General features: G+C 68.9%; 22 protein-coding genes. 14 read left to right on the forward strand and 8 right to left on the reverse strand.

What is annotated here, in order from left to right:
* Positions 1 to 47: 47 nt before the first annotated feature.
* On the forward strand, positions 48 to 2,843 hold the full coding sequence (gene secA, locus ACYQ78_RS17720) for a preprotein translocase subunit SecA (protein ID WP_459801947.1): 2,796 nt from the start codon (positions 48 to 50) through the stop codon (positions 2,841 to 2,843).
* 415 nt (positions 2,844 to 3,258) lie between these two features.
* Here secA and ACYQ78_RS17725 read toward each other — a convergent pair whose 3' ends face one another.
* The 3 genes from ACYQ78_RS17725 to ACYQ78_RS17735 form a co-directional block, all read right to left on the reverse strand.
* Positions 3,259 to 3,774 (reverse strand): Rv3235 family protein, encoded by a 516-nt coding sequence (locus ACYQ78_RS17725; RefSeq protein ID WP_459801948.1) that lies wholly within the window; start codon positions 3,772 to 3,774, stop codon positions 3,259 to 3,261.
* Positions 3,775 to 4,043: 269 nt separating this feature from the next.
* Positions 4,044 to 5,288 (reverse strand): PTS transporter subunit EIIC, encoded by a 1,245-nt coding sequence (locus tag ACYQ78_RS17730; protein WP_459801949.1) that lies wholly within the window; start codon positions 5,286 to 5,288, stop codon positions 4,044 to 4,046.
* A 26-nt stretch (positions 5,289 to 5,314) separates the two neighbouring features.
* A complete protein-coding gene (locus ACYQ78_RS17735) occupies positions 5,315 to 6,076 on the reverse strand; it encodes a GntR family transcriptional regulator (protein WP_459801950.1) in 762 nt (253 codons plus the stop codon).
* Between the two features lie 121 nt (positions 6,077 to 6,197).
* Here ACYQ78_RS17735 and ACYQ78_RS17740 point away from each other — a divergent pair, with 121 nt between their 5' ends.
* The 11 genes from ACYQ78_RS17740 to ACYQ78_RS17790 all read left to right on the forward strand — a co-directional run bounded on the left by ACYQ78_RS17740 (position 6,198) and on the right by ACYQ78_RS17790 (position 15,755).
* Positions 6,198 to 7,223, forward strand: a complete 1,026-nt coding sequence (locus ACYQ78_RS17740) for an SIS domain-containing protein (RefSeq protein ID WP_459802411.1) — start codon at positions 6,198 to 6,200, stop codon at positions 7,221 to 7,223.
* Positions 7,224 to 7,253: 30 nt separating this feature from the next.
* Positions 7,254 to 7,493, forward strand: coding sequence for a glucose PTS transporter subunit EIIB (locus ACYQ78_RS17745; protein ID WP_459801951.1), 240 nt, complete (start codon positions 7,254 to 7,256; stop codon positions 7,491 to 7,493).
* On the forward strand, positions 7,490 to 7,936 hold the full coding sequence (locus ACYQ78_RS17750) for a PTS sugar transporter subunit IIA (protein ID WP_459801952.1): 447 nt from the start codon (positions 7,490 to 7,492) through the stop codon (positions 7,934 to 7,936). Before ACYQ78_RS17745 ends, ACYQ78_RS17750 begins: the two co-directional genes overlap by 4 nt.
* Positions 7,937 to 7,991: 55 nt before the next feature.
* Positions 7,992 to 8,243, forward strand: a complete 252-nt coding sequence (locus tag ACYQ78_RS17755; protein ID WP_459801953.1) for an HPr family phosphocarrier protein — start codon at positions 7,992 to 7,994, stop codon at positions 8,241 to 8,243.
* Complete coding sequence (gene ptsP / locus ACYQ78_RS17760) at positions 8,243 to 9,928, forward strand: phosphoenolpyruvate--protein phosphotransferase (protein ID WP_459801954.1); 1,686 nt, start codon at positions 8,243 to 8,245, stop codon at positions 9,926 to 9,928. The genes ACYQ78_RS17755 and ptsP overlap by 1 nt, the downstream gene beginning before the upstream one ends.
* Before the next feature lie 16 nt (positions 9,929 to 9,944).
* On the forward strand, positions 9,945 to 11,225 hold the full coding sequence (gene nagZ / locus ACYQ78_RS17765) for a beta-N-acetylhexosaminidase (protein ID WP_459801955.1): 1,281 nt from the start codon (positions 9,945 to 9,947) through the stop codon (positions 11,223 to 11,225).
* A gap of 15 nt (positions 11,226 to 11,240) precedes the next feature.
* A complete protein-coding gene (locus ACYQ78_RS17770) occupies positions 11,241 to 11,891 on the forward strand; it encodes an HAD family hydrolase (RefSeq protein WP_459801956.1) in 651 nt (216 codons plus the stop codon).
* Between the two features lie 16 nt (positions 11,892 to 11,907).
* On the forward strand, positions 11,908 to 12,414 hold the full coding sequence (locus ACYQ78_RS17775; protein WP_459801957.1) for a DUF6912 family protein: 507 nt from the start codon (positions 11,908 to 11,910) through the stop codon (positions 12,412 to 12,414).
* Between the two features lie 13 nt (positions 12,415 to 12,427).
* A complete protein-coding gene (locus ACYQ78_RS17780; protein ID WP_459801958.1) occupies positions 12,428 to 13,063 on the forward strand; it encodes an HAD family hydrolase in 636 nt (211 codons plus the stop codon).
* Between the two features lie 63 nt (positions 13,064 to 13,126).
* Positions 13,127 to 13,840 (forward strand): HAD family hydrolase, encoded by a 714-nt coding sequence (locus ACYQ78_RS17785; protein ID WP_459802412.1) that lies wholly within the window; start codon positions 13,127 to 13,129, stop codon positions 13,838 to 13,840.
* 31 nt (positions 13,841 to 13,871) lie between these two features.
* On the forward strand, positions 13,872 to 15,755 hold the full coding sequence (locus ACYQ78_RS17790) for an acetoacetate--CoA ligase (protein WP_459801959.1): 1,884 nt from the start codon (positions 13,872 to 13,874) through the stop codon (positions 15,753 to 15,755).
* On the opposite strand, the gene ACYQ78_RS17795 is transcribed toward ACYQ78_RS17790, so the two are convergent.
* From ACYQ78_RS17795 to ACYQ78_RS17815, 5 genes are all read right to left on the reverse strand, one after another.
* A complete protein-coding gene (locus tag ACYQ78_RS17795; RefSeq protein WP_459801960.1) occupies positions 15,733 to 17,097 on the reverse strand; it encodes an FAD-binding oxidoreductase in 1,365 nt (454 codons plus the stop codon). The genes ACYQ78_RS17790 and ACYQ78_RS17795 overlap by 23 nt on opposite strands.
* Positions 17,098 to 17,159: 62 nt before the next feature.
* The gene (locus tag ACYQ78_RS17800) at positions 17,160 to 18,620 is read right to left on the reverse strand and encodes an NADH-ubiquinone oxidoreductase-F iron-sulfur binding region domain-containing protein (RefSeq protein WP_459801961.1); all 1,461 of its coding nucleotides are present in this window, start codon (positions 18,618 to 18,620) and stop codon (positions 17,160 to 17,162) included.
* Positions 18,621 to 18,623: 3 nt separating this feature from the next.
* A complete protein-coding gene (locus ACYQ78_RS17805) occupies positions 18,624 to 19,313 on the reverse strand; it encodes a hypothetical protein (RefSeq protein ID WP_459801962.1) in 690 nt (229 codons plus the stop codon).
* A 141-nt stretch (positions 19,314 to 19,454) separates the two neighbouring features.
* Entirely contained in the window at positions 19,455 to 20,858 is a 1,404-nt protein-coding gene (locus ACYQ78_RS17810; protein WP_459801963.1) for a DUF1996 domain-containing protein, read from the reverse strand.
* A gap of 17 nt (positions 20,859 to 20,875) precedes the next feature.
* Positions 20,876 to 21,466 carry a DUF4142 domain-containing protein gene (locus tag ACYQ78_RS17815; RefSeq protein WP_459801964.1) on the reverse strand — a complete coding sequence of 197 codons (591 nt, stop codon included), beginning with the start codon at positions 21,464 to 21,466 and terminating at the stop codon, positions 20,876 to 20,878.
* Between the two features lie 115 nt (positions 21,467 to 21,581).
* Here ACYQ78_RS17815 and ACYQ78_RS17820 point away from each other — a divergent pair, with 115 nt between their 5' ends.
* Together ACYQ78_RS17820 and ACYQ78_RS17825 are read left to right on the forward strand one after the other, a co-directional pair.
* A complete protein-coding gene (locus tag ACYQ78_RS17820) occupies positions 21,582 to 22,151 on the forward strand; it encodes a sigma-70 family RNA polymerase sigma factor (RefSeq protein WP_459801965.1) in 570 nt (189 codons plus the stop codon).
* On the forward strand, positions 22,151 to 22,333 hold the full coding sequence (locus ACYQ78_RS17825; protein WP_459801966.1) for a zf-HC2 domain-containing protein: 183 nt from the start codon (positions 22,151 to 22,153) through the stop codon (positions 22,331 to 22,333). The genes ACYQ78_RS17820 and ACYQ78_RS17825 overlap by 1 nt, the downstream gene beginning before the upstream one ends.
* Positions 22,334 to 22,596 lie beyond the last annotated feature (263 nt).

Below are 22,596 nucleotides of genomic sequence, written 5' to 3' on the forward strand. Positions count from 1 at the left end.
CAGGGGAAGTGTGTCTCGTCCTCAGACCTGCGAGGAGCTTTAGCAAAGTGGCAGCCATTCTCGACCGAATTCTCCGCGCCGGCGAAGGTAAGACGCTGCGCAAGCTGAAGCGCATCGCCGAGCAGGTCAACTCCATTGAAGAAGACTTCAAGAGTCTTTCCGACGAGGAGTTGCGGGCACAGACCCAGGAGTTCCGTGATCGCCACGCCGAGGGTGAGTCCCTCGACGATCTGTTGCCCGAGGCTTTCGCCGCGGTCCGTGAGGCGGCCCGCCGGGTGCTCGGCCAGCGTCACTTCGACGTGCAGATCATGGGCGGCGCCAACCTCCACATGGGCAACATCTCCGAGATGCGCACCGGTGAGGGCAAGACCCTGACCTGTACTCTCCCGGCCTATCTGAACGCCATCTCCGGCAAGGGCGTCCACGTCGTCACGGTCAACGACTACCTGGCCAAGCGTGACTCCGAGACCATGGGCCGGGTCCACCGGTTCCTCGGCCTCGAGGTGGGCTGCATCCTGGCCAACATGCCGTCCGACGAGCGCCGCCGGCAGTACGCCGCCGACATCACCTACGGCACCAACAACGAGTTCGGCTTCGACTACCTGCGCGACAACATGGCGTGGTCGCTCGAGGAGCTCGTGCAGCGCGGTCACAACTTCGCCGTGGTCGACGAGGTCGACTCGATCCTCATCGACGAGGCCCGCACCCCGCTGATCATCTCTGGTCCGGGTGAGCAGTCCGGCAAGTGGTACTCCGAGTTCGCCAAGATCGTCCCCCGCCTCCGCAAGGGCGTCGAGGGCAAAGACGGCACCGAGAGCACCGGCGACTACGTCGTCGACGAGAAGAAGCGCACGGTCGGCATCCTCGAGGCCGGCGTCGAGAAGGTCGAAGACCTGCTGGGCATCGACAACCTCTACAAGCCGGAGCACACCCACCTCGTCCAATACCTGAACAACGCCCTCAAGGCGAAGGAACTGTTCAAGAAGGACAAGGACTACATCGTCGTCGACGGCGAGGTCCTGATCGTCGACGAGTTCACCGGCCGAGTGCTCCACGGCCGCCGCTACAACGAGGGCATGCACCAGGCCATCGAGGCCAAGGAAGCCGTGAAGATCAAGGACGAGAACCAGACTCTCGCCACGATCACCCTCCAGAACTACTTCCGCCTCTACACCACGCTGTCCGGCATGACCGGCACGGCCACGACCGAGGCCAACGAGTTCCACCAGACCTACAAGCTGGGCGTCGTGCCGATCCCGACGAACCGGCCCATGGTCCGTAAAGACCAGTCCGACATGGTCTACAAGTCGGAAGACGCCAAGTTCATGGCGTGCGTCAACGACATCAAGGAGCGCTACGAGGCCGGTCAGCCGGTCCTCGTCGGCACCACCTCCGTCGAGAAGTCCGAGCGGCTGTCGCGGATGCTCAAGCACAAGGGCGTCCGCCACGAGGTCCTCAACGCGAAGAACCACGCGCGTGAGGCCGCGATCATCGCCGAGGCGGGCCGCAAGAGCGCCGTCACCGTCGCCACCAACATGGCCGGTCGAGGCACCGACATCATGCTCGGCGGCAACCCCGAGTTCCGCGCCGACCTCGAGCTCCGCAACCGCGGCCTCGACCCGGTCGAGACCGCCGAGGAATACACGAAGGCCTACCCCGAGGCGCTGGAGAAGGCGAAGGAAGCGGTCAAGGCCGAACACGAGGAGGTCACCGAGCTCGGTGGTCTCTACGTCCTCGGCACCGAGCGCCACGAGTCCCGCCGCATCGACAACCAGCTGCGCGGTCGTTCCGGCCGTCAGGGTGACCCCGGCGAGTCGCGCTTCTACCTGTCGCTCGAAGACGACCTGATGCGCCTGTTCAACTCGGCCCGGGTCGAGATGATCATGACGCGGCTGAACATCCCCGAAGAGCAGCCGATCGAGTCGGGCATCGTGTCCAAGGCGATCGCCTCGGCCCAGCACCAGGTCGAGCAGCAGAACTTCGAGATCCGCAAGAACGTCCTCAAGTACGACGAGGTCATGAACCGCCAGCGCAAGGTGATCTACGCCGAGCGCCAGAAGGTCCTCGAGGGCGCCGACCTGCACGGCCAGGTCACCTCCTTCGTCGAAGACGTCGTCGACGGCTACGTGAAGGGCGCCACCGCCGACGGCTTCGCCGAAGAGTGGGACCTCGACAAGCTCTGGAACGCCTTCCGCCAGCTCTACCCGATCTCCGTCAAGATCGACGAACTGGCCGAAGAAGCCGGTGGCCGCGAGGGCATCGACGCCTCCCTGCTCGACGAGAAGATCAAGGCCGACGCGCTGGCCGCCTACAAGAAGCGCGAAGAGGACTTCGGCGCCGAGACCATGCGTGACCTCGAGCGCCGCGTCGTCCTCGAGGTCCTCGACCGCAAGTGGCGCGAGCACCTCTACGAGATGGACTACCTCCAGGAGGGCATCGCCCTCCGCGCCTACGCCCAGCGCGACCCGCTGATCGAATACCAGCGTGAGGGCTACGACATGTTCGCCGCGATGCTCGAGGGCATCAAGGAGAACTCGGTCAACATGCTGTTCCGCGTCCAGCCGCCGCAGCAGGTCGAGGAGAGCCCGATCTCCTACGAGGCGGGCGCCGAGCCCAACTCGGCCGTCGCCGAGGCCGGCTCGATCATCGCCAACGCCCTGCGCCGCCCGCAGCGCGAGATGATCTACACCGCCCCGGGCGAAGACGGCGAGGTCGAGGTCCGCCGCTCCTCGCCGGAGCAGCGCGCCAACTACGGCAACGTCGAGCGCAACGCCCCGTGCCCCTGCGGCTCAGGCAAGAAGTACAAGCGCTGCCACGGCGACCCGAAGAACGCCACGGCCTAACCGCCGCAAACCGAAGCCCTCTCCTCACCATCGAGGAGAGGGCTTCGTTTTTTCTGTACGACCTGAGCCCGCCCCACGCTGAATCGATTGTCCGGGCGGCCTACGGGTTCTGTGCCGAGTCCTTGCCTGGCGTTGCATCCTTGCCCGGCCTCGCTGAACCCCGTGAGTGCGCATCGGCGCCCAGCGGTCCTTGCCCGGCCCCGCTGAGCGCCGCGAGTGCGCAATCGGTGCTCAGCGGGGCGCATGCTCCTGCCGCATGGTCGTCACGGCAGACCTGCGACGGACAAGGAAGTAGGGGAGCGGGTGCTGCTGCCCCAGAACTGGGTGAGCGGAACCGTCACCAGACTCGGAAGCACCTACCGAGGGGGCGCCCATAGAACCTCCCGTGCTCGGCTCCAGCTGGGCGGAGAGGGGGTCAGGCGGTTTCGAACTCCGTCAGTACCCATTGGACGCCGTGGCGCTCCAGGCGGGCCGCCAGGACGTGGCAGCGGGGTGTGCAGCGGACGAGGGCGCACATTTCCACGATGTCGTCCTTCGGGTGCTGAACGCGGGGCACTCCTACCCATGGCGGGCGGGTGGTGTTGATCATCTTTCCGGCCCGCAGGAGGCTGGCGTAGGCCCGGCCGCTGAGGCGGTCCTGGATCGTCTGGGGTGGGCGGCGTCCGGCCAGGATCTCGGCCAGCGCCTGGGCCAGGGCGCGCAGGCGGCGCTCGTCGGGGACCGGGCCGGGCGCGGGTGCCGTCTCCGGCTCGTGGGCCAGCGCCAGGGAGCCGTGTGTCCGGGGGATCGGACGGCGGATCCGGTGGATCTCGGCCAGGGGTTCCTCCCTGCCGTCGGCCGGGGAGCCTTGCGCGTGGACTGAGGTCAGGAGACGGTCGTGGGCGTACACGGGGTCGGGGGTGGGGATCGGGGCGAGGCGGGGGAGAGGCATCGAGGGCTCCGGGGGAAGTCGGAGTGATAGGGACACCGGTAAGAGGTTTCGGACGTCCAGGCCGGATACGCGGCCGTAGGTTTCCGTTGTCATTGGACAGGGCCGGATCGGCATACATGCCGATAGAAGCGACCGGGTTGGTATGGACCGCAGGGCACTCGGCCCACCGTCACTTCAACTGAGAGTGCGAGCCCGAAGCTCCAGTTGGCAGAGCGGCGCGCTCGCTGCCGGTGCCGAGAGGCCGACAAGGGGCCGACGTTGGGTGCGGCTCAGTTGGCCGGGTCGAGGTCGGAGTCGGGTTCGCGGCCTGGGGTCATGATGTTGAGGCGTTTGATGAGGAACGTGAAGACCGCGTAGTAGACGACGAAGTAGACGACACCGATCGCCATGATGAGGGCGAAGTTGTGGGTGTTGTCCTTGGTCGCGTTCAGGGTCGCGTCGATGGCGCCGCCGGAGAAGCCGAAGCCCAGGCGCCCGCCCAGACCCGCCACCAAGGCCATCGACAGGCCTGTCAGCAGGGCGTGGACCACGAACAGCACCGGCGCCACGAAGATGAAGGCGAACTCGATCGGCTCGGTGATGCCGGTCACGAACGACACCAGGGCCGCCGAGATCATGATGGAGCCGACCGCGTTGCGGCGGTGCGGGGGAGCGGCGCGCCAGATCGCGATGGCCGCCGCCGGGAGGCCGAACATCATCACCGGGAAGAATCCGGCCATGAAGGCTCCGGCGCCGTCCTGGCCGGCGAAGTAGCAGTTCAGGTCTCCGGCGGTGTGGACGCCGTTCACGGCGCAGTCGGGCACGGTGAACCACACGATCGAGTTGACGAAGTGGTGCATGCCCAACGGGATCAGGGCCCGGTTCACCACCCCGTAGATCCCGGCGCCCAGCGTCGAGTGGGTCGCCAGCCAGTCGCCGAACGACGACAGCCCCTGGCCGATCGGCGGCCAGATCAGGCCGAAGACCACGCCCAGGATCAGTCCGGCCAGGGCGGTCAGAATGGGGACGAACCGGCGCCCGCCGAAGAACGCCAGCCACGCCGGGAGCTTGATCCGGTGGTAGCGCTGCCACAGGATCCCCGCCGCCAGGCCCATCAATATCCCGCCGAGCACGCCGGTCGGGTTGGCGGCGGCCAGGTTCAGGGCCTCGGCGGGGGTTCCGGCGGTGACGACCGTCTGGGCGACCCGGGGGCGCAGCGAGGAGTCGAAGAACATCAGGTGGGTGACCCGGTCCCAGACCAGGTAGCCGACCACGGCGGCCAGGGCCGTCGAGCCGTCGGACTTGCGGGCGAAGCCGACTGCCACGCCGATCGCGAAGAGCAGCGGCAGCGCGTCGAACAGGGCGCCGCCCGCTCCGCCGACGATCCGGGCCACCTTGTCGAGGGTGGCGTTGTCGGTCCGGCCGAGCAGGTCGTCCTGGCCGACCCTCAGCAGGATCGCCGCCGCGGGGAGGGCCGCGATCGGCAGCATGAGGGAGCGCCCGATCCGCGACATCACGGTCATCGCAGCGGTCATCGTCCCTCCCGAGTCTGCCGGGGTGTCTAGGCCCGCCGTGGCTCCAGGAGCGTACGGAGCTGGTAGCGGTCGGCCCGGTAGGTCGACACGCCCAACTCAGCGCAGACTCCGCCCGCGTAGGACCGGCGCGAGAGCAGCAGCACGGCCCCGCCGCGGGAGAGTTTCAGCAGGTCGGCGTCGCTGGGGTCGGCGATGCCGCCGTCGATGGTGAGTTCCCCTGCGTCGAGGATCAGACCGTATCGGGACTCCAGGAGCGCGTACAGAGATCGGCCTGAGAGGTCGTAGCTCTCCAGGTCGGGGGCCAGGGCCAGCGGGATGTGGGCGCGCTCGATCGCCAGGGGCTCGCCGTCGGCGGTGCGGAGGCGTTCGATGAAGTGAACTTCGTCACCCGGGGCGATGCCGAGCTCGCGGGCCAGGTGGGCGCTGGCGCGGACCACGCGGCGGTCGAGGTCGCGGCTGCCGGGCTCCAGGCCGCGGGCGCGCATGTCGTCGCTGAACGAGGTGAGCTGGAGGGCCAGCTCGATCTTCGGCCTCGCGACGAAGGTCCCTTTTCCCGGTACGCGGTGCAGCCTGCCCTCGCTGACCAGGTGGTCGACAGCCTGGCGCACGGTCATGCGGGACAGCCCGAAGCGCTGGCACAGCTCGCGTTCCGACGGGATCGCCGCGCCGATGGGCAGCTCGTTGTTCTCGATGAGATCGAGGATGATCTCGCGGAGCTGGAAGTACTTCGGGACAGGGCTGTCCGGGTCGATGGTGGCGCCGCTTCCCCGGGTGTCGATGCCGGCCACTGTCGCCTCCCCTCTCCGCTTTGTTATGGTTCGTACTGGTCTAGTCCGGACTAGACCACACCGCCGAAATGTCTGTCAACGTACGGACCGATTACAGGATGGGCACGTGACGACGACGAAGATGCGCAGTGAGATCGCCGAACAGCCGGCCGCCCTGCGCGCCACGCTGGACGCCCTGCTCCCCCGAATCCCCGATGTCACCTCTCTCGCCGGACAGACCCGCCACCTGCTGTTCATCGCCCGTGGCACCTCGGACAACGCCGCGATCTACGGCCGCTACCTGATCGAGTCACACGCCGGGCGGATGGCGGCGCTGGCCGCGCCGTCCATCGCCACAACCTACCGCCGCAAGATTGACCTCGACGGTGTGCTCGCCGTGGCCGTCTCCCAGTCGGGACGCACCGAGGAGATCGTCGAGACCCTCGACTGGGCCCGCGACTGCGGCGCCAAGACGGTGGCCATCACCAACGGCGGCGAGGAGAGCCCGCTGGCGCGCGCCGCCGATCTCGCCCTGTGCACGGTCGCCGGGGAGGAGAAGGCGGTGCCCGCGACCAAGACGTACACGACCCAATTGGCGGCCATGGCGGTGCTGGCGCTGGGCCTCGGAGCCGACGTCCACCAGGACGATCTTCAGAGGGTCCCGGACGCCATCCAGAAGCTCATCGAGGACCCGGGCGACATCGACGCCCTGGTCGAGGGGCTGGCCGACAAGCCGGGCGTGGTCGTGTCGGGGCGCGGGCTGGCCTTCTCGACCGCGCTCGAACTCGCGCTGAAGCTCAAGGAGGCCTGCTACCTGCACGCCATGGGCCTGTCCTACGCCGACCTGCTGCACGGGCCGATCGCCGTGGTCGACGCCGACACCCCGGCGATCCTGGTCGCCGCCGGTGAGGGGCCGACCCTGGCCGGCACGATCGCGCTGGCCGAGCGGGTGACCGGCGCGGGCGCGGCCTCCTACGGCGTCGGCGGGGGCGCGGCTCTGCAGAACGTCTCCACCGCCTCGCTCAACGGTCCCGACCTGCCCGAATGGGTGGCACCGCTGGGGCTGATCGTGCCCGGCCAGCTGCTCACCGAGGCGCTGGCGCGCAGGCTCGGGTACGACCCCGACGCGCCCCGCGGCCTCAACAAGGTGACCCAGACCGACGAGTAGGGTTCGGCCAAAAGATCCAGAGGAGGCGTCATGGCGGATGCGCGCAAGATCATTGCGGCCCTGGGCGGGCCGGGCAACATCATCGAGATCGAGCCCTGCATCACCCGGCTCCGGACCGAGGTGCACGACGCCTCCAAGATCAACCAAGCCGCGTTGAAGGCCGCGGGCGCGCACGGTGTCATGGTCACCGGGAACATCGTCCAGGTCGTCGTCGGGCCGGAGGCCGACACGATCGCCAGCGACATCGACGACCTGCTGGACTTCGCTTGACGACCGTCCACTCTCCGGTGAGCGGCCGGGCGATCGGGCTCCCGGCCGTGCCCGATCCCGTGTTCTCGCAGGCCATGGTGGGTCCGGGCGCGGCCGTCGACCCGGCCCGAGGGCCGCAGGTCGCGGTCGCGCCGATCGCCGGGCGGCTGGTGAAGCTCCACCCGCACGCCTACATCGTGGTCGGCGACGACGGCCGGGGGGTGCTGACCCACCTCGGCGTCGACACCGTGAAGCTGCGCGGCGTGGGTTTCGAGACCCTCGCCGCGGAAGGCGACCTCGTCACGGCCGGGCAACCGGTCGTCGCCTGGCATCCGCATGCCGTCGACGAGGAGGGGTATTCGCCGGTGTGCCCGGTGATCGCCCTGGACGCCGGGCCGGAGAGCGTCTCCGGCGTGGTGAGCGGACCGGTCGAAGCGGGCGATCCCCTCTTCGACTGGCATTGACCCCGAACCGGGTGTTGGATGAGTGGTCCGGACCGCCGGACCCGAAGGAGGCAGCGTGCCGCAACGAAGGCTCATCGTCGAGGCGGAGGTGGGGTTGCACGCCCGTCCCGCCGCCACGTTCGTGCAGACCGCGACCAGATCGGCCGGCAGCGTGACCCTCGCCAAGGGCGACGGCGCGCCGGTCGACGCCAAGAGCATCCTGGCGGTGCTGGCCCTCGACGTGAAGAAGGGCGACGCCATCACCATCAGCACCGACGGCGACGACGACCTGCTCGAAGAGCTCGTCTCGATCGCCGGAGCGCCCTGATGGCGACCGTCCTGAAGGGCTCCGGAGTCAGCCCCGGCACCGGCTACGCCGCCGCCCACCTGCTCATCGGCTCGATCCCCGAACCTGCTGAAAACCTCAAGCACGCGGGCGACGCCGAGGCCGAGAAGGCCCGCACGACGGCCGCGCTCGAAGACGTCGCCGCCGACCTCGACGCGCGCGGTGAGCGGGCCGGGGGAGAGGCCGCCGAGGTCCTGTCGGCCCAGGCGATGATGGCCCGCGACCCGGGCCTGGCCGACGGGGTCGACGAGCTGATCGACCAGGGGGTCTCCGGTGAGAGGGCCGTGTACGAGGCCTTCGGGGCCTACCGCGAGCTGCTCGCCGCCGCCGGGGGATACCTCGGTGAGCGCGTGGCCGACCTCGACGACATCCGCGACCGGGCCATCTCCCGGCTGACCGGCGCGCCGATGCCGGGGGTGCCGGTCGACGCGACCGAGCCGTACATCCTGGTGGCCCGTGACCTCGCGCCCGCCGACACCGCGCTGCTCGACCGGAACCTGGTGGCCGCCTTCGTCACCGAAGACGGCGGGCCGACCAGTCACACCGCGATCCTGGCCCGCGCGATGGGCGTGCCCGCCGTCGTGGGCTGCGCGGGCGCGACCGCGCTGGTTCAGGGCACGCTGCTGCTGGTCGACGGCGCGACCGGCGAGGTCGTCATCGAGCCCGAACCCGAGGCCGCCCGCGCCGCCGTCGAGACCGCACGGGCCCGCGCCGAGGTCCTTTCCGGTACGACCGGACCCGGCGCCACCGCCGACGGCCACCCCGTGCCGCTGCTCGCCAACATCGGCGGCCCGAAGGACCTGGAGTCGGCGCTGGCCAACGGCGCCGAGGGCGTCGGCCTCTACCGCACCGAGTTCCTCTTCCTCGACCGCGCCGACGCGCCCACCGAAGACGAGCAGGAGGCCGCCTACCGGGCCGTCTTCGAGGCGTTCCCCGGCGGCCGGGTGGTGGTGCGCACCCTCGACGCGGGCGCCGACAAACCGCTGACGTTCCTGCCGCCGCCCGGCGAGGAGCCCAACCCGGCCCTGGGCGAACGCGGCCTGCGCATGTTCAAGCGCTACCCCGACATGATGGCCGCCCAGCTCGGCGCGCTGGCCCGCGCCGCCGAGGGCACCGAGACGATCCCCTATGTCATGGCCCCGATGGTGGCCACGGTGGCGGAGGCGGCCTGGTTCGCCGACGCCTGCCACGCGGCCGGGCTGGAGACCGCCGGGATCATGATCGAGGTGCCGTCGGCCGCGCTGCGCGCCCGCCATCTGGCCGAGGTGGTCGACTTCTTCTCGATCGGCACCAACGACCTCACCCAGTACGCCATGGCCGCCGACCGCCAGGTCGCCGGGGTCTCCGACCTGCAGGATCCGTGGCATCCGGCCGTCCTCGACCTGATCGCGCTGGCCGCCGAGGCGGCGGGCGCGGCCGGGAAGAGCTGCGGCGTGTGCGGCGAGGCGGGGGCCGATCCGGTGCTGGCGTGCGTGCTCGTCGGCCTGGGCGTGACGTCGCTGTCGATGGGGTCTCCGGCGCTGCCGTGGGTGCGCGCGTCGCTGGCGCGGCACACGCTCGGCCAGTGTCGTGCGGCGGCCGACGCCGCCCGATCCGCACCGGGCGCGTCCGAGGCGAAGGAGGCGGCCCGCGCCCACCTGACCGGCCTCGTTGATCTGGGGCTCTAACCGCTACGGTGTCGGGGTGTCCCTCCACAGGGCGCTGTTCGGCGCCGGCCTGCTCGTCGTGGTGGCGGGGTGTTCGAGCACTCCGCCACGCACCGCACTCCCCACCCCCGCCACCTCGACCGTCGTGGCGCCGCCACCTCCGTCACCGTCGCCTTCGCCGTCCCCGACGCTGGACATGACGGTCGAGGAGAAGGTCGGCCAGCTCTTCATGCCGGTGCTCTACGGTTCGGCCGCCGACACCGTGCACCAGGAGAACCAGGCCCGCTACGGCGTCGGCACCCCCGCCGAGGTCATCGAGAAATACCACCTCGGCGGCGTGATCCTGTTCCCCGGCACGGGCAACATCGAGAACGCCCGGCAGGTCGCCCAGCTCACCGCCGGGCTGCGCGCGGCCTCCCCGGAGGTGCCGCTGCTCATCGGCGTCGACCAGGAGAACGGGCTCGTCTCCCGGCTCGACGGCATCGTCACCGACCTGCCCGGCGCCTCGGTCATCGGCCAGACCGGTGACACGCGTAACGCCCGCGACGCCGCCCGGGTCACCGCCGAAGAGCTGAACGCGCTCGGCATCTCGCTCGACTTCGCGCCGGTCGCCGACGTGAACGTCAACCCGAACAACCCGGTCATCGGCCCGCGCGCCTACGGGAACGATCCCGAGGAGGTCGCCGACATGGTCGGCGCGGCCGTCCAGGGCTTCCACGACGGCGGTGTCGCGGCGACGGTGAAGCACTTCCCGGGCCACGGCGACACCAACGTCGACAGCCACACCTCGCTGCCGGTCATCGACCACACCCGCGCCGAGTGGGAGAAGCTCGACGCGCCGCCGTTCAAAGAGGCCATCGCCAACGACGTCGACGCCATCATGAGCGCCCACATCGTGATGCCCGCGCTCGACCCGTCGGGCGACCCGGCCACCCTGTCGAAGAAGATCCTCACCGGGGTGCTGCGCGGCGAACTCGGCTTCAAGGGGGTCGTCTTCACCGACGCGCTCAACATGGAGGGCGTGCGCAAGAAGTACGGCGACGGCGAGGTGGCCGTCCGGGCGATCCTGGCCGGGGTCGACATCCTGCTCATGCCGCCCGACTTCGACGTCGCGCGTGACGCCGTCCTGGCGGCGATCGCGTCGGGGCGCATCACCGCGACCCGGCTGAACGCCTCCGTCGAACGCGTGCTGGCGCTGAAGGAGGACTGGGGGCTGAGCCACCCGCGCGCCTTCCCCGACCCGTCGGCGGCGGCCAGGATGCTCAAGACCGCCGAGCACCGCGCGGTCGCCCGGCGCATCACCACGGGCGCGCGATGACTACCCTTTGACCACATGACGGTCAAAGGGGTGCTTATCGATTGGGCCGGGGTGCTCACCACGAGCATGGCCGAGTCCATCAACACGTGGCTGGTCGCCGACCGCATCGACGCCGCGCACTACACCGACGTGATGCGCGGCATGATCGCGGCGGCGTACGGCGGGGACGGCGCCGAGAACCCGATCCACACGCTGGAGCGCGGGGAGATCACCGCTCTGGCCTTCGAGACGGCGCTGGCCGCCGAGCTGCTCACGCACAACGGGGTGCCACCGGTCGCCGAGGGCCTGCTGACCCGGATGTTCGCCGGGTTCCTGCCGGTCGAGGCGATGTTCGAGATGCTCCGGCACGCGCGCAAGGCCGGTTACAAGACGTGCCTGGTGTCGAACTCGTGGGGCAACGAATACGACCGCACCGGCTGGGACGACGCGTTCGACGCCGTCGTCATCTCGGGCGAGGTCGGCATGCGCAAGCCCGAGCCGCGCATCTTCGCCCACGCCGTCGGCCTGGTCGGGCTCGAACCCGATGAGTGCGTCTTCATCGACGACATCGAGGCCAACATCGTGGCCGCCCGCGAACTGGGCTTCACCGGCATCCACCACACCCACGCCGAGACGACCATCACCGAGCTCGAGGCGTTGCTCAAGGTGCCTCTGAGGCCGGCGTGATGGGACACTCGTCACCATGCGTGTCTACCTTCCGTGCACACTCCCCGCGCTGGCCCGCACGGCCGCCGCGGGTGAGCTGGGCCCCGCTCCGCTGACCGGCTTCGCCGTGACGCCCGCTCTCGTGGAGTGGTACGTCTCGGGAGACACCGAGGAGCTCGAATACGTGGCCCTCTCGGAGGCGGCGCGCGCGTCGCTGCGGATGATCGCGGCCGACCTGGCCGACGGCGTGACCGCCCCGGCCCGCCGGGTGGTCATCGCCGCCGACATCCCCGACGCCGACGTCCAGGTGAGCCCCGACGTCGCCGAGCGCGGCCGGGTCAGGCTCGGCGCGGCCGTCCCGATGCGGCTGATCCGGGCCGCCCACGTCGACGAGGTGTCGGCGGTGCCCGACGTCGAAGCCGCCGCGCTCGCGCTGAAGGCCGCCGACGCCGGAGACGACGACGCCCGCTTCACCGTCGACGGCGCCGAGGCCCACGAGCTGCTCTGGTATGCCACTCAGGAGATCCCCGACGTGCTCGGCTAGCCTTGAGAGCGCTATGACACACATCGTCTGGGACTGGAACGGGACGCTCTTTCACGACTCCGACGCGGTCGTGAGCGCCACCAACGAGATCTTCCGCCCCTACGGGCTGCCGCCGATCGACCTCGACGGCTTCCGGGGCGTCTACTGCCGGCCCATCTGGGTCGCATACGAGAAAATCATCGGCCGGGCCCTCGAAGAGGGCGAATGGGAGCGCCTCGACCAGGGCTTCCACGACCACTACCACCGGCTGATGGAGGCCTGCCTGCTGTCCGACGGCGCGGTGGCCAGCCTCACCGCGTGGGGCGACTCGGGCCGCAGCCAGTCGCTGCTGTCGATGTGGCAGCACGAACGGCTGGTCCCCAAGATCGCCGAGTTCGGCATCGACCACCACTTCACCCGGGTCGACGGCCTGCGCCCGTCCGGCCGCGCCGACCACAAGGCCGACCACATGGAAGCCCATGTGAAGGCGCTCGACCTCGATCCCGCGAAGGTCGTGGTGATCGGCGACAGCGTCGACGACGGCATCGCCGCGCAGCACGTCGGCGCGCGGGCGGTCCTCTACACCGGCGGCATGACCAGCCGCGCCGAACTGGCCGCCCTCGGGTTCCCCGTCGTCGACTCGCTTTCAGACGCGATGGATCTGATCTGACCTGATCGTCACCAGTGGGCCTTACCCTGGGCGAAGTCACCCTTATCGACCCGGAGGCCCCCCATCGACCGCCGACTCGTCCTCTGGAACATCGACCTGACCCTGGTCGACGTCACGATCGTCACGCGGGACGCCTTCGCCGAGGCGTTCCGCGCGGTCACCGGGCGACCCCTCGTGAAGCTGGTCCCGGCCAAGGGGCGCCCCGACTCGGAGATCATCTTCGAGACGCTGGCGACCAACGGCATCACGGTCGACGACAACCACCTTCCGGCGTTCATCGACGCCCTGGCCCGCTCGTTCGGCGACCGGCGCGACCGGCTCACCAAGCAGGGCCGGGCGATGCCCGGCGCGAAGGACGCGCTGCGGGCGGTCTCCCGTCTCGACGGGACGGTCCAGTCGGTGCTGACCGGCACGATCACGCCCAACGCGGTGCACAAACTGACCGCGTTCGGCCTGAACAAGTACATCGACTTCACGATCGGCGGCTTCGGCGAGGAGGTCTACCCGAAGGCGAGCCTGCTCCAGGTCGCCCAGGGCCGGGCCAAGGAGAAGTACGGCGCGGCCTTCTCGACCGTGCTGATCGGCGACTCGACCCGCGACGTGCAGGCGGCCCGCATCGCCGGAGCGGCGATGATCGCGGTCGCGTCGGGCGGTTCGACCGCCGCCGAACTCACCGAGGCGGGCGCCGACATGGTGCTGCCCGACCTGTCGAACCCCTCGGAAGTGGTCGCCGCGGTGGCCCGCCTCACCGACCGTTATGTGGGGGGCCGACACTGACAGGCCGGTGACGTAACAGCACTATGGATCCATGGTCAATGAAGGTGACGTGCTCTGGGTCCCGTCGGCCGAGGTCATCCGGGACGCCCGGATCACCCGTTTCCAGGAAGCGGTGGGCAGGCCCGGCTCCTACGACGCGCTGTGGTCGTGGTCGGTCGAGGAACCGGCGGCTTTCTGGACGTCGGTCTGGGATTACTTCGGCGTCATCGGCGACCGTGCCGACGGGCCGGTCATTGACGGTGGCATGCCCGGAACGCAGTGGTTCTCCGGCAGCCTCATCAATTACGCAGAAAACGCACTAAAAGGCCCTTCTGGCCGTCTTGCGGTTATTTTTCGGGATGAAACGGGCGTGCGGCGGACGTACACCCTCGGGCAGTTGCGCGACGAAGTCGCGAAAGCGCGGGCCGGGCTCGTCGCACTCGGGGTGAAAAGGGGAGACCGGGTCGCCGGATATCTCCCGAACATCCCGGAAGCGCTCATCGCGTTCCTCGCCACGGCGTCGCTCGGGGCGATCTGGTCGTCGTGCTCGCCCGACTTCGGGGCGCCCTCGGTCATCGACCGGCTGACCCAGATCGAGCCGAAGGTCCTGATCGCGGTCGACGGCTACACCTACAACGGGAAGTACTTCGACCGCCGCGAGGTCGTCGCCGACATCGCCGCCCGGCTGCCCTCGCTGAACGCGACCGTCTGGGTGTCCGAGTGGGAGGCGTTCGTCCGGCCCGGTGACCTGGCCTTCGACCGGGTGCCGTTCGGTCACCCGCTCTGGATCCTCTATTCGTCGGGGACGACCGGGCTCCCGAAGCCCATCGTGCACGGCCACGGCGGGATCGTCGTGGAGCACCTGAAGTCGCTGACCTTTCACCAGGACCTCGGCGAGGACGACCTGTTCTTCTGGTACACCACCACCGGCTGGATGATGTGGAACTACCTCATCGGCGGCCTGCTGGTCGGCGCGACGATCGTCCTGTACGACGGCTCGGCCGCCCACCCTTCCACGAGCGCCCTGTGGGACGTCGTCGCCGAGGAGGGCGTGACCTACTTCGGCACCGGCGCCCCCTACATCGTCGCCTCGATGAAGGCCGGCCTGAAGCCTGAGGGGCTCGGCAGGCTGAAGGGCATCGGCTCGACCGGCTCCCCGCTCCCGCCCGAGGGCTTCGCCTGGATCTACTCCGACGTGTCGGCGGAGGTCCAGCTCGGCTCGTTCTCCGGCGGCACCGACGTCTGCACCGGCTTCGTCGGCGCGGTGCGCACGCTGCCCGTGCACGCCGGCGTCATCCCGTGCCGTTCCCTGGGCGCCCGCGTCGAGGCGTTCGACCCCGCCGGGCACCCCGTCACCGACGAGGTCGGCGAACTGGTCGTCACCGCGCCGATGCCCTCGATGCCGGTGATGTTCTGGAACGACCCCGACGGCCACCGCTACCGCGAGTCGTACTTCGAGGAGTATCCGGGCGTCTGGCGGCACGGCGACTGGATCAAGATCCTCCCCGGCGGGGGCAGCGTCATCTACGGCCGGTCCGACTCGACCCTCAACCGGGGCGGCGTCCGCATGGGCACCAGCGAGTTCTACCGCGTGGTCGAACGCTTCGACGCGATCGCCGACAGCCTCGTCATCGACACCGGCCGCCTCGGTCAGGAGGGCCGTCTTCTCCTGTACGTCGCCCTCACCGACGGAGGCGAACTCGACGAGACCTTCGTCAAGGAGCTGAGAACGGCGCTCCGCACGGAACTGTCACCCCGCCACGTGCCCGACGAGATCGTCGCCGTGCCCGGGATCCCGCGCACCCTCTCGGGCAAGAAGCTCGAAGTGCCGGTGCGCAAGATCCTTCAGGGGGTCCCGGTCGAGAAGGCCGCCAACCCCGACGCCATGGCCAACCCGGAGGTGCTGGCGTTCTTCACACCCCTTGCGGATGCCTGAAGAACCCCGTGGGGTCGTAGGTCTTCTTCACTTGGGCCAGCCGGGCGGCATTGGAGCCCCAGTACTGGTCCTTATAGTCATTTATGCCTACATCGGGGTAGTTAATGTAGGCATGCGCTCCGAGCCGTGGAGTCATCGAATCGCGGGCCGAGCGCACCCACGGACTTGCGTTCTCGAAGTGCGCGTAGTACTGGACGCTGAACAACGCATTGCGATGAGGAAAAGCGGTCGCGCCGGGAGCCACCCGGCCGACCGCGCCGCGCAACGCGTCGATGAGAACGATGTGCCGCCCCGGCCGCTCGACTTGGGCGATAAGTGCCCGAATGGTCGAATCGCTCATTCCCGTGTACGCGAAATGCGAACTGGCGCTGAACCGGTCGCGCGGCCCGTTGTGGCAGGACGCCGAATTCGTACATCCGGCCATGAAATACATCGCCTGGAGATAACCCATCGTTCTGACAGTCCGTGTCGGAGCGGTGAAACCCTTCAGGAGGGCCTCACAACGCGATCTGGAGCCCAAATAGAGCCCGGTGACACGGACAGACCTCCCCGGGTCCTGAGAGAGGTGCAAATTGGCCCACAGCGCGTCGGGTGCCGCGGGAGCCCATTTCTGCCACTTCTTCACCACATTGAACGCCTGGGACCATGGCCAGCTCATCGTGAAGACGGTGACGTCCTGGATGGGGTGGGTCTGGTAGGTGAACGAGGTCGCGATGCCGAAGTTTCCGCCGCCGCCTCCCCTTAACGCCCAGAAGAGGTCGGGATGACTGTTCGCGGAGGCGGTGATGAGCTTCCCGGCCGCGGTGACCAGGGAGACCGACCTGAGGACGTCGATGGTCAGGCCGTAGCGCCGGGAGACGACCCCGATCCCGCCGCCCAGCGTGAGGCCGGCCACCCCGACCGTCGGGCACGAGCCCGCAGGGATGCTGACGCCGCTCTTGGCGAGGGTCGAGTAGACGTCGATGAGCTTGGCCCCGGAACCCACGGTCGCCAGCCCGCCGGTGTGCCGCACGCTCTTGAGCTGCGAGACGTCGACGATCAGGCCCGGGCCGGTCGACCACCCGGCATAGGAGTGGCCGCCCGACCTCGGGTGCACCGCCAGGCCGTTGCGGCGGGCGAACCCCACGCACGCGGCCACGTCGGCGGCGGTGGCGCAATAGGCGACGGCCCGGGGGGCCGCGTTGTCGAAGGCCACGTTGAAGACCCGCTTCGCGGTGGCGTAGGAGGCGTCGCCGGGCCGTACGAGACGGCCCTTCAACGTCTTGTCCAGTGCGCGCCAGTCGGGCGCCGAGCCCGCGAACGGCGCGAGCGCCGCCGCGGACAGGAATTCACGACGATCCACTGCTGATCACTCCCCGAGGGTTGGTACTACCTCGTGAGACGATCGCGAACATTACGAAACGGTCACCGTCGCGCGTCGACTCGCAGGGCGAGGGCCGGGCACATCTCGACGGCGCGCTGGGCCTCGCTCTTCGCCCAGGTCGGAACCGGTGCGTCCATGAACACCGGGAACCCGTGGTGGTCGAGCTTGACCAGGTCGGGCATGAGGTGGGCGCACAGGCCGTGACCCTGGCAGCGGGTCCAGTCGACCACCAGCCGCACGTCGCTGGCCTCGGTGATCGGCATCGGCAGGGTGTTCTTCACACCCCGGCCGCACGAGCCGTTGATGATGTGCTCGTCGACGTCCTCGGCGAAGGCCTCCAGCGCCGACAGCACGAACCGCGTGGTGCCGTCGGGGTGGAAGCAGGCGCCGCGGCCCTTGACCGCCGTGGCGGCCGATTTCACCAGGTCGTGGGCCTGCGGGTCGCCCATCGTGAGGTCGGAGAGCGCCCTGGCCAGCGCCGGCAGGCCGATGCGGCACGGGCCGCACTGCCCCGACGACTGCTGGGCCAGGTACGCCGCGACCCGGACCGTCTCCCCGAGGGGACACGTGTCCGGGCCCAGCGGAACGATGATGCCCGCGCCGAGCTCACCGCCCGCCTGCTGCATGCCCCGGCGCGAGACGATCGCGCCGTAGGCGTCGGCCGCGCTGAGCCACTTGCCGTGGTAGCCGCCGATCAGGACGCCGTCGCCGACGTCCGCCTCGCACATGTCGAGCACCTGGGCCAGCGGCACCCCGGGCGTGACCTCCACGACCGAGGGTGCCTTGACCGACCCGCTCACGCTGAGGAGGGTGGTGCCGGGTTCCTGCACGGTGCCGACGGAGCCGTACTCCTCCGGGCCCAGCTCAGCCAGAAGCGCCAGCTGGGCGAAGGTCTCGGTGTTCGAGAGCAGAGTGGGCAGGCCGCGGACACCCGCGTCGCTGGTCCGGACCTTGCGGCCGGACGGCTGGCCCAGCTCGCCGTTCACCGCCCGGACGAGGGACCCGCCCTCGCCCGAGATGAACCGCTCCTGGATGCCGGCCACCCGGACGTACCCGATGAGCCCGCGCTCGGCCACGGCCGCGCGCATCGAGCCCTCCGCCAGCTCGCCCGCGGGGGTCGCGATGACCACCTCTTTGGCGTCCAGCGCACTGGCCGCCAGGAGCGCGCCCTCGAGAACGAGGTGCGGCTTGCGGGTGAGCAGCATCTTGTCCTTCATGCTGGCGGGCTCGCCTTCGGCGGCGTTGACCAGCACGACGGTGTCGGAGTTGCGCGCGTTGGCCTGGACGGCCCTGAGTTTGCGCGCGAACGGGAAGGCCGCCCCACCGCGTCCCCGCAGGTCGACCTCTTCAGCCAGCGAGATCAGTGAGTCGACGGTCTGGCCGTCGAGTTTGCCGTGGATCTCGTAGTGAGTGTCGAGATCCATCCGGCGGTGCTCGTCGAGACCGGCGGTGAGCCGGGCCGGGCCGAGCCTGCGGATCTTGGAGACGCGGTAGGGAATCATGTCTTAGACAACCCTCCTTAGCTTCTGTGGCTGGGCGACCTGCTCACGCTCGGCCTCCCTGATCTTCTTGCGCTTCGCGTCCTCCTGCGGCATCGGCAGCTCTTCCATCTCGTCCTGCATGGTCGTCTTCGGCCTGAGCGAGACGATCGCGCGGATCATGAGAGCGGTACCGACGGCCACGATGCAGAGGATGTAGCTCCACGCGACCCAGGCGGCGGGGGTACGTCCGGCCGCCAGGCCGTGCAGGATCGATACGGGCCAGGCCAGGTAGGCGAGGTCGTGCAGGCCGCGCCAGACCCAGGGGTGCACGGCCATGGCGAACCGGCCGCGCATGACCCCGGTGGCGATGATCACGATGAACAGGTCCGACGCCACGGCGCCGGCTCCGACCGCCAGGTTGGTGGTGGGAATCACCGACCCGTACGACGGGACCAGCCCGGCCGCGATCTTCATGCCGATGTGGACCACCAGGAACCCGACGCCGATCAGCGCGGAGCCCCGGTGCACCAGCTGGGCCCGGACCCGCCACTTGATCGGCAGGATCATCCGCTCGGACGTGAGCAGCCCGAGCCCGACGGTCATCGTGAGAGCCACGAGCGAGAAGACGCCCGCGTAGAACGTGAGGAACTCTTGCGCCATCGCGAGGACCTGGGTACTCAGGCCCAGACGGGCTCCGAGCAGGGAGCCGGCCATGATGGTGAACGCGAGAGAGCCCAGGACGATCCGAACGCCCCGCTTCTGAAGATCGAAGCGCTCGGATCGCCGATGAGCCCGCCTTTTTGACACTGATTCCTCCGGTTAAGGGGGGATCTGCCGAGGGCCCTGAGCCGCCGGTCAGCAGCGGCGATTACGGTTGATGCAGTTGACCATGAAGTTCATGAGGTTGTTGGGCATGACGTTGTGGAAGTCGGCGTGGTCGGTGATCGGGTTGTGCTTCTGCTCGGGGAACGCGTCCACGGCGAAGCTGGCCCCCTGAGGCACCGCGTACACCAGCGTCATGCGCAGCTGGGGAACGGCCCGGGTGCCCTGGGGGCAGCGGCCGCTCTGGTCGGGGAACACGATGTGCGTCCGGTGGTTGGCGCTGTCGGTGTTCGCACCGTCCCAGCAACTCGGGAAGTCCAGGATGCGCACCACACCGCTGCCTCTCGGGCAGATCGGATACTTGTCGGAGCTGGCCCGGTTGGTGAAACCGGTGCAGGTCCACTGGGCTCGGGCGTTGGTCGGGCCGTTCGTGGCCGCCTTGGCGTCACCGGTGATCACCCGCAGGAAGCGGGGCATCGCGACGACCCGGCTGAACCGGTTGCCGCGGAACTGGAGACTGACCTGACGAGGAGTCAGGATCCGGCCGACGTTGCCGTCGAGGAAGCCGCCGATCTCCGAACCGTCCTGGCCGGGACGCGGGGGCTGACCGGTCTGCTGCGGCTGGGGCTGCTGGCCGCCGTTCTGGCCGCCGTTGTTCCCGTTGTTGTTACCGCCGTTGTTGTTGCCGTTGTTGCCGCGGCGGGAGTTGGTCTGGGGCTGCGGCTGCTGCTGGCGGCTGAAGGACTGAGCCACGGGCTGCTGGTTCTGCTGCTGGCCCTGCTGTTGCTGCTGCTGACCGCTCTGGTCCTGCTGCTGTTGCTGCTGGTTGGGATCCTGCTGCTGTTGCTGGTCCTGCTGTTGCTGGTTGGGGTCCTGCTGCTGACCGCTCTGGTCCTGCTGCTGCTGGTTGGGATCCTGCTGCTGGGCGTTCGGGTCCTGCTGCTGTTGCTGGTTGGGGTCCTGCTGCTGCTGACGCTGCTGCTGTTGCTGCTGCTGACCCTGCTTCACGATGTCCTGGCGGATACGGAGGATGGGCCAGAAGTAGGCCGACTTGTCGCCGTTCCGGCAGGTGGTGCCACCGGCGGCCAGGGACTGGTCGGTGGAGAAGCCGTTCGTGGTCAGGTTGCCCACGTAGTCGTGGACGTGGTGGGCGCCGTTGGTGACACCCGGGGCGACGATGTGGTTGTCGGAGTTGTGGTGCCGGTTCTCGTTCCGGCCACAGGACGACGTGAACGATCCGCCACCTGCGACGACGCCTTGCGCGCGGCCGACTCGACGGATGTCGACGAAGTCGGCCAGGGCCGGGCCGAGTGCATCGCACTCGGCGCCGCCGATCGCTGGATCACAGGCCGCGAGGGCCGGGGTGGGATACGTGGTCAGGGCCACCAGAGACCCCGCCAGCAGTGCTCCCGCCACCGCGATGGCGCGTTTACGCATGTTCTTGTTCCTCCTGGTTAAACCGGCGGGACCGGAAGCGCGGAGTAGTCCACCAGTCCGGTCTCCTCAAGCACGCGCATGTGCTTCATGACGACCGTGTTGGCCTCTGCGGCGAAGGCACGGATCTTGTCGTTCCTCGTCCCCGCGCGGATGGCGGCGACGACGGAGAAGACCTTGCCGTGCGCGGCGCGCAGCCGGTCGGCGAAGATCTGGTCGAACTGCGCGCCTGTCGCGTTCGACATCTCACCCAGCCAGCGCTGCTGGTCAGGGTTGGGTTCGTTGGGCAGCAGCACGCCGAGGGCGGCGGCTTCCGCCCGCACCTGCTCGTCGAGCTTCGCGTGGTCAGTCATCAGATGCTGACCGGCGATCTTGACCTTCTCGTTCTGCGAGCGCTCCTGGGCCCAGCGGCCGGCGGGGATCTCCCAGAGCCCCGCCCACCGCACCTTCACGAGAAAGTCCTTGTCGGCAGGGCTCAAAGGGCCCCACCGGGTCGACGTGAATCCCTGACTCGCCGTCGCCTGCTCCTGCGGCACGACGACGATGACGGCCACGGCCGCCGCGAACAGGAATACCGCGAAGACCACGAGCTCCCCGAACCGGAACCGCATGGCGTCTCCTCTCTTTCGGGGGGAGGTACGCGGCCTTGGGGCGGATGGTTCAGGAATAGTTAGAAATGACGAGAGTTGTCAGAGTTGTGTACAGGCCACAAAGCCTGATGCAAATATGTGGCCTGTGCGCCGACAACTCGACAGCCGGTTCGAGCGTCTGGACCCCGACACAGACCCTGATTGGGATGATCGCCTCATCAGGGAGCTCTATAACGAGTTCGGTGGTCCGTTGCTCCGTCAGGTCAGGCAGACGACCGGCAACGACCTTCAGTGGGCGGAGGACGTCGTTCAGGAGACGTTGCTTCGTGCCTGGCGTAACGCGGCGAAACTGACATGGGAGAGGGGACTGCTTTGGGCATGGCTCCTCACCGTCTCTCGCCGCATCGTGATCGACGGCCGCCGCCGCCGCGGTGTCCGTCCTCGGGAGGTGGAACCTCCCGAAGCGGACAGCATCGCGGTACCGGACGGTGCCGACAAGACCTTGGCGGCGATCGTCGTCGCTGATGCCTTGCGCGGTCTAAGCGCCGATCACCGAGAAGTTATCGAACAGACATACTTACGGGACCGTACGGTTAACGAGGCCGCAGTGATACTGGGGATTCCTCCGGGTACTGTGAAATCGAGGCTGTACTACGCTCTGCGTTCCCTCCGCGGGGTCCTGAAGGAGAGGGGAGTGGCCAGCTGATGTCCGAGTCGTCACACTTCGAAGTGGCGGCCTACGCCCTCGGGGTGCTTGACGACGGCGACGTCGAGGCCTTCGAACGCCACCTCGACTCGTGTGAGCGGTGCCAGCAGGAGCTGAAGACGATGTCCGAGCTCCCCGGCCTGCTCGATGATGCCAAGTTCTCATCGGAGCGAACCAACTAATCCGCGTGACTTGTTAACGCAGTAGCCGTCGACCTTGAGTTGACGGCTACTGCGTTTTCGGCTGTTATCGGAGGCGATGGGCCTGTGCCGCCGGTCAACGGAGACCGGCAGGCGTCCCGCCCCAGAGGTCGCGTCCCCGTGTCGTGGATCTATCACCGCTTCACGGGAAGCGCTGTGCGATGCTGACACGACCGCCCTCCTCTCCGCGGCTGACGTGAGGGCCCTCACACAACTCGCAAGCTCACAAAGGAGTGAGGACCGCG

The organism is Herbidospora sp. RD11066, from assembly GCF_054661255.1.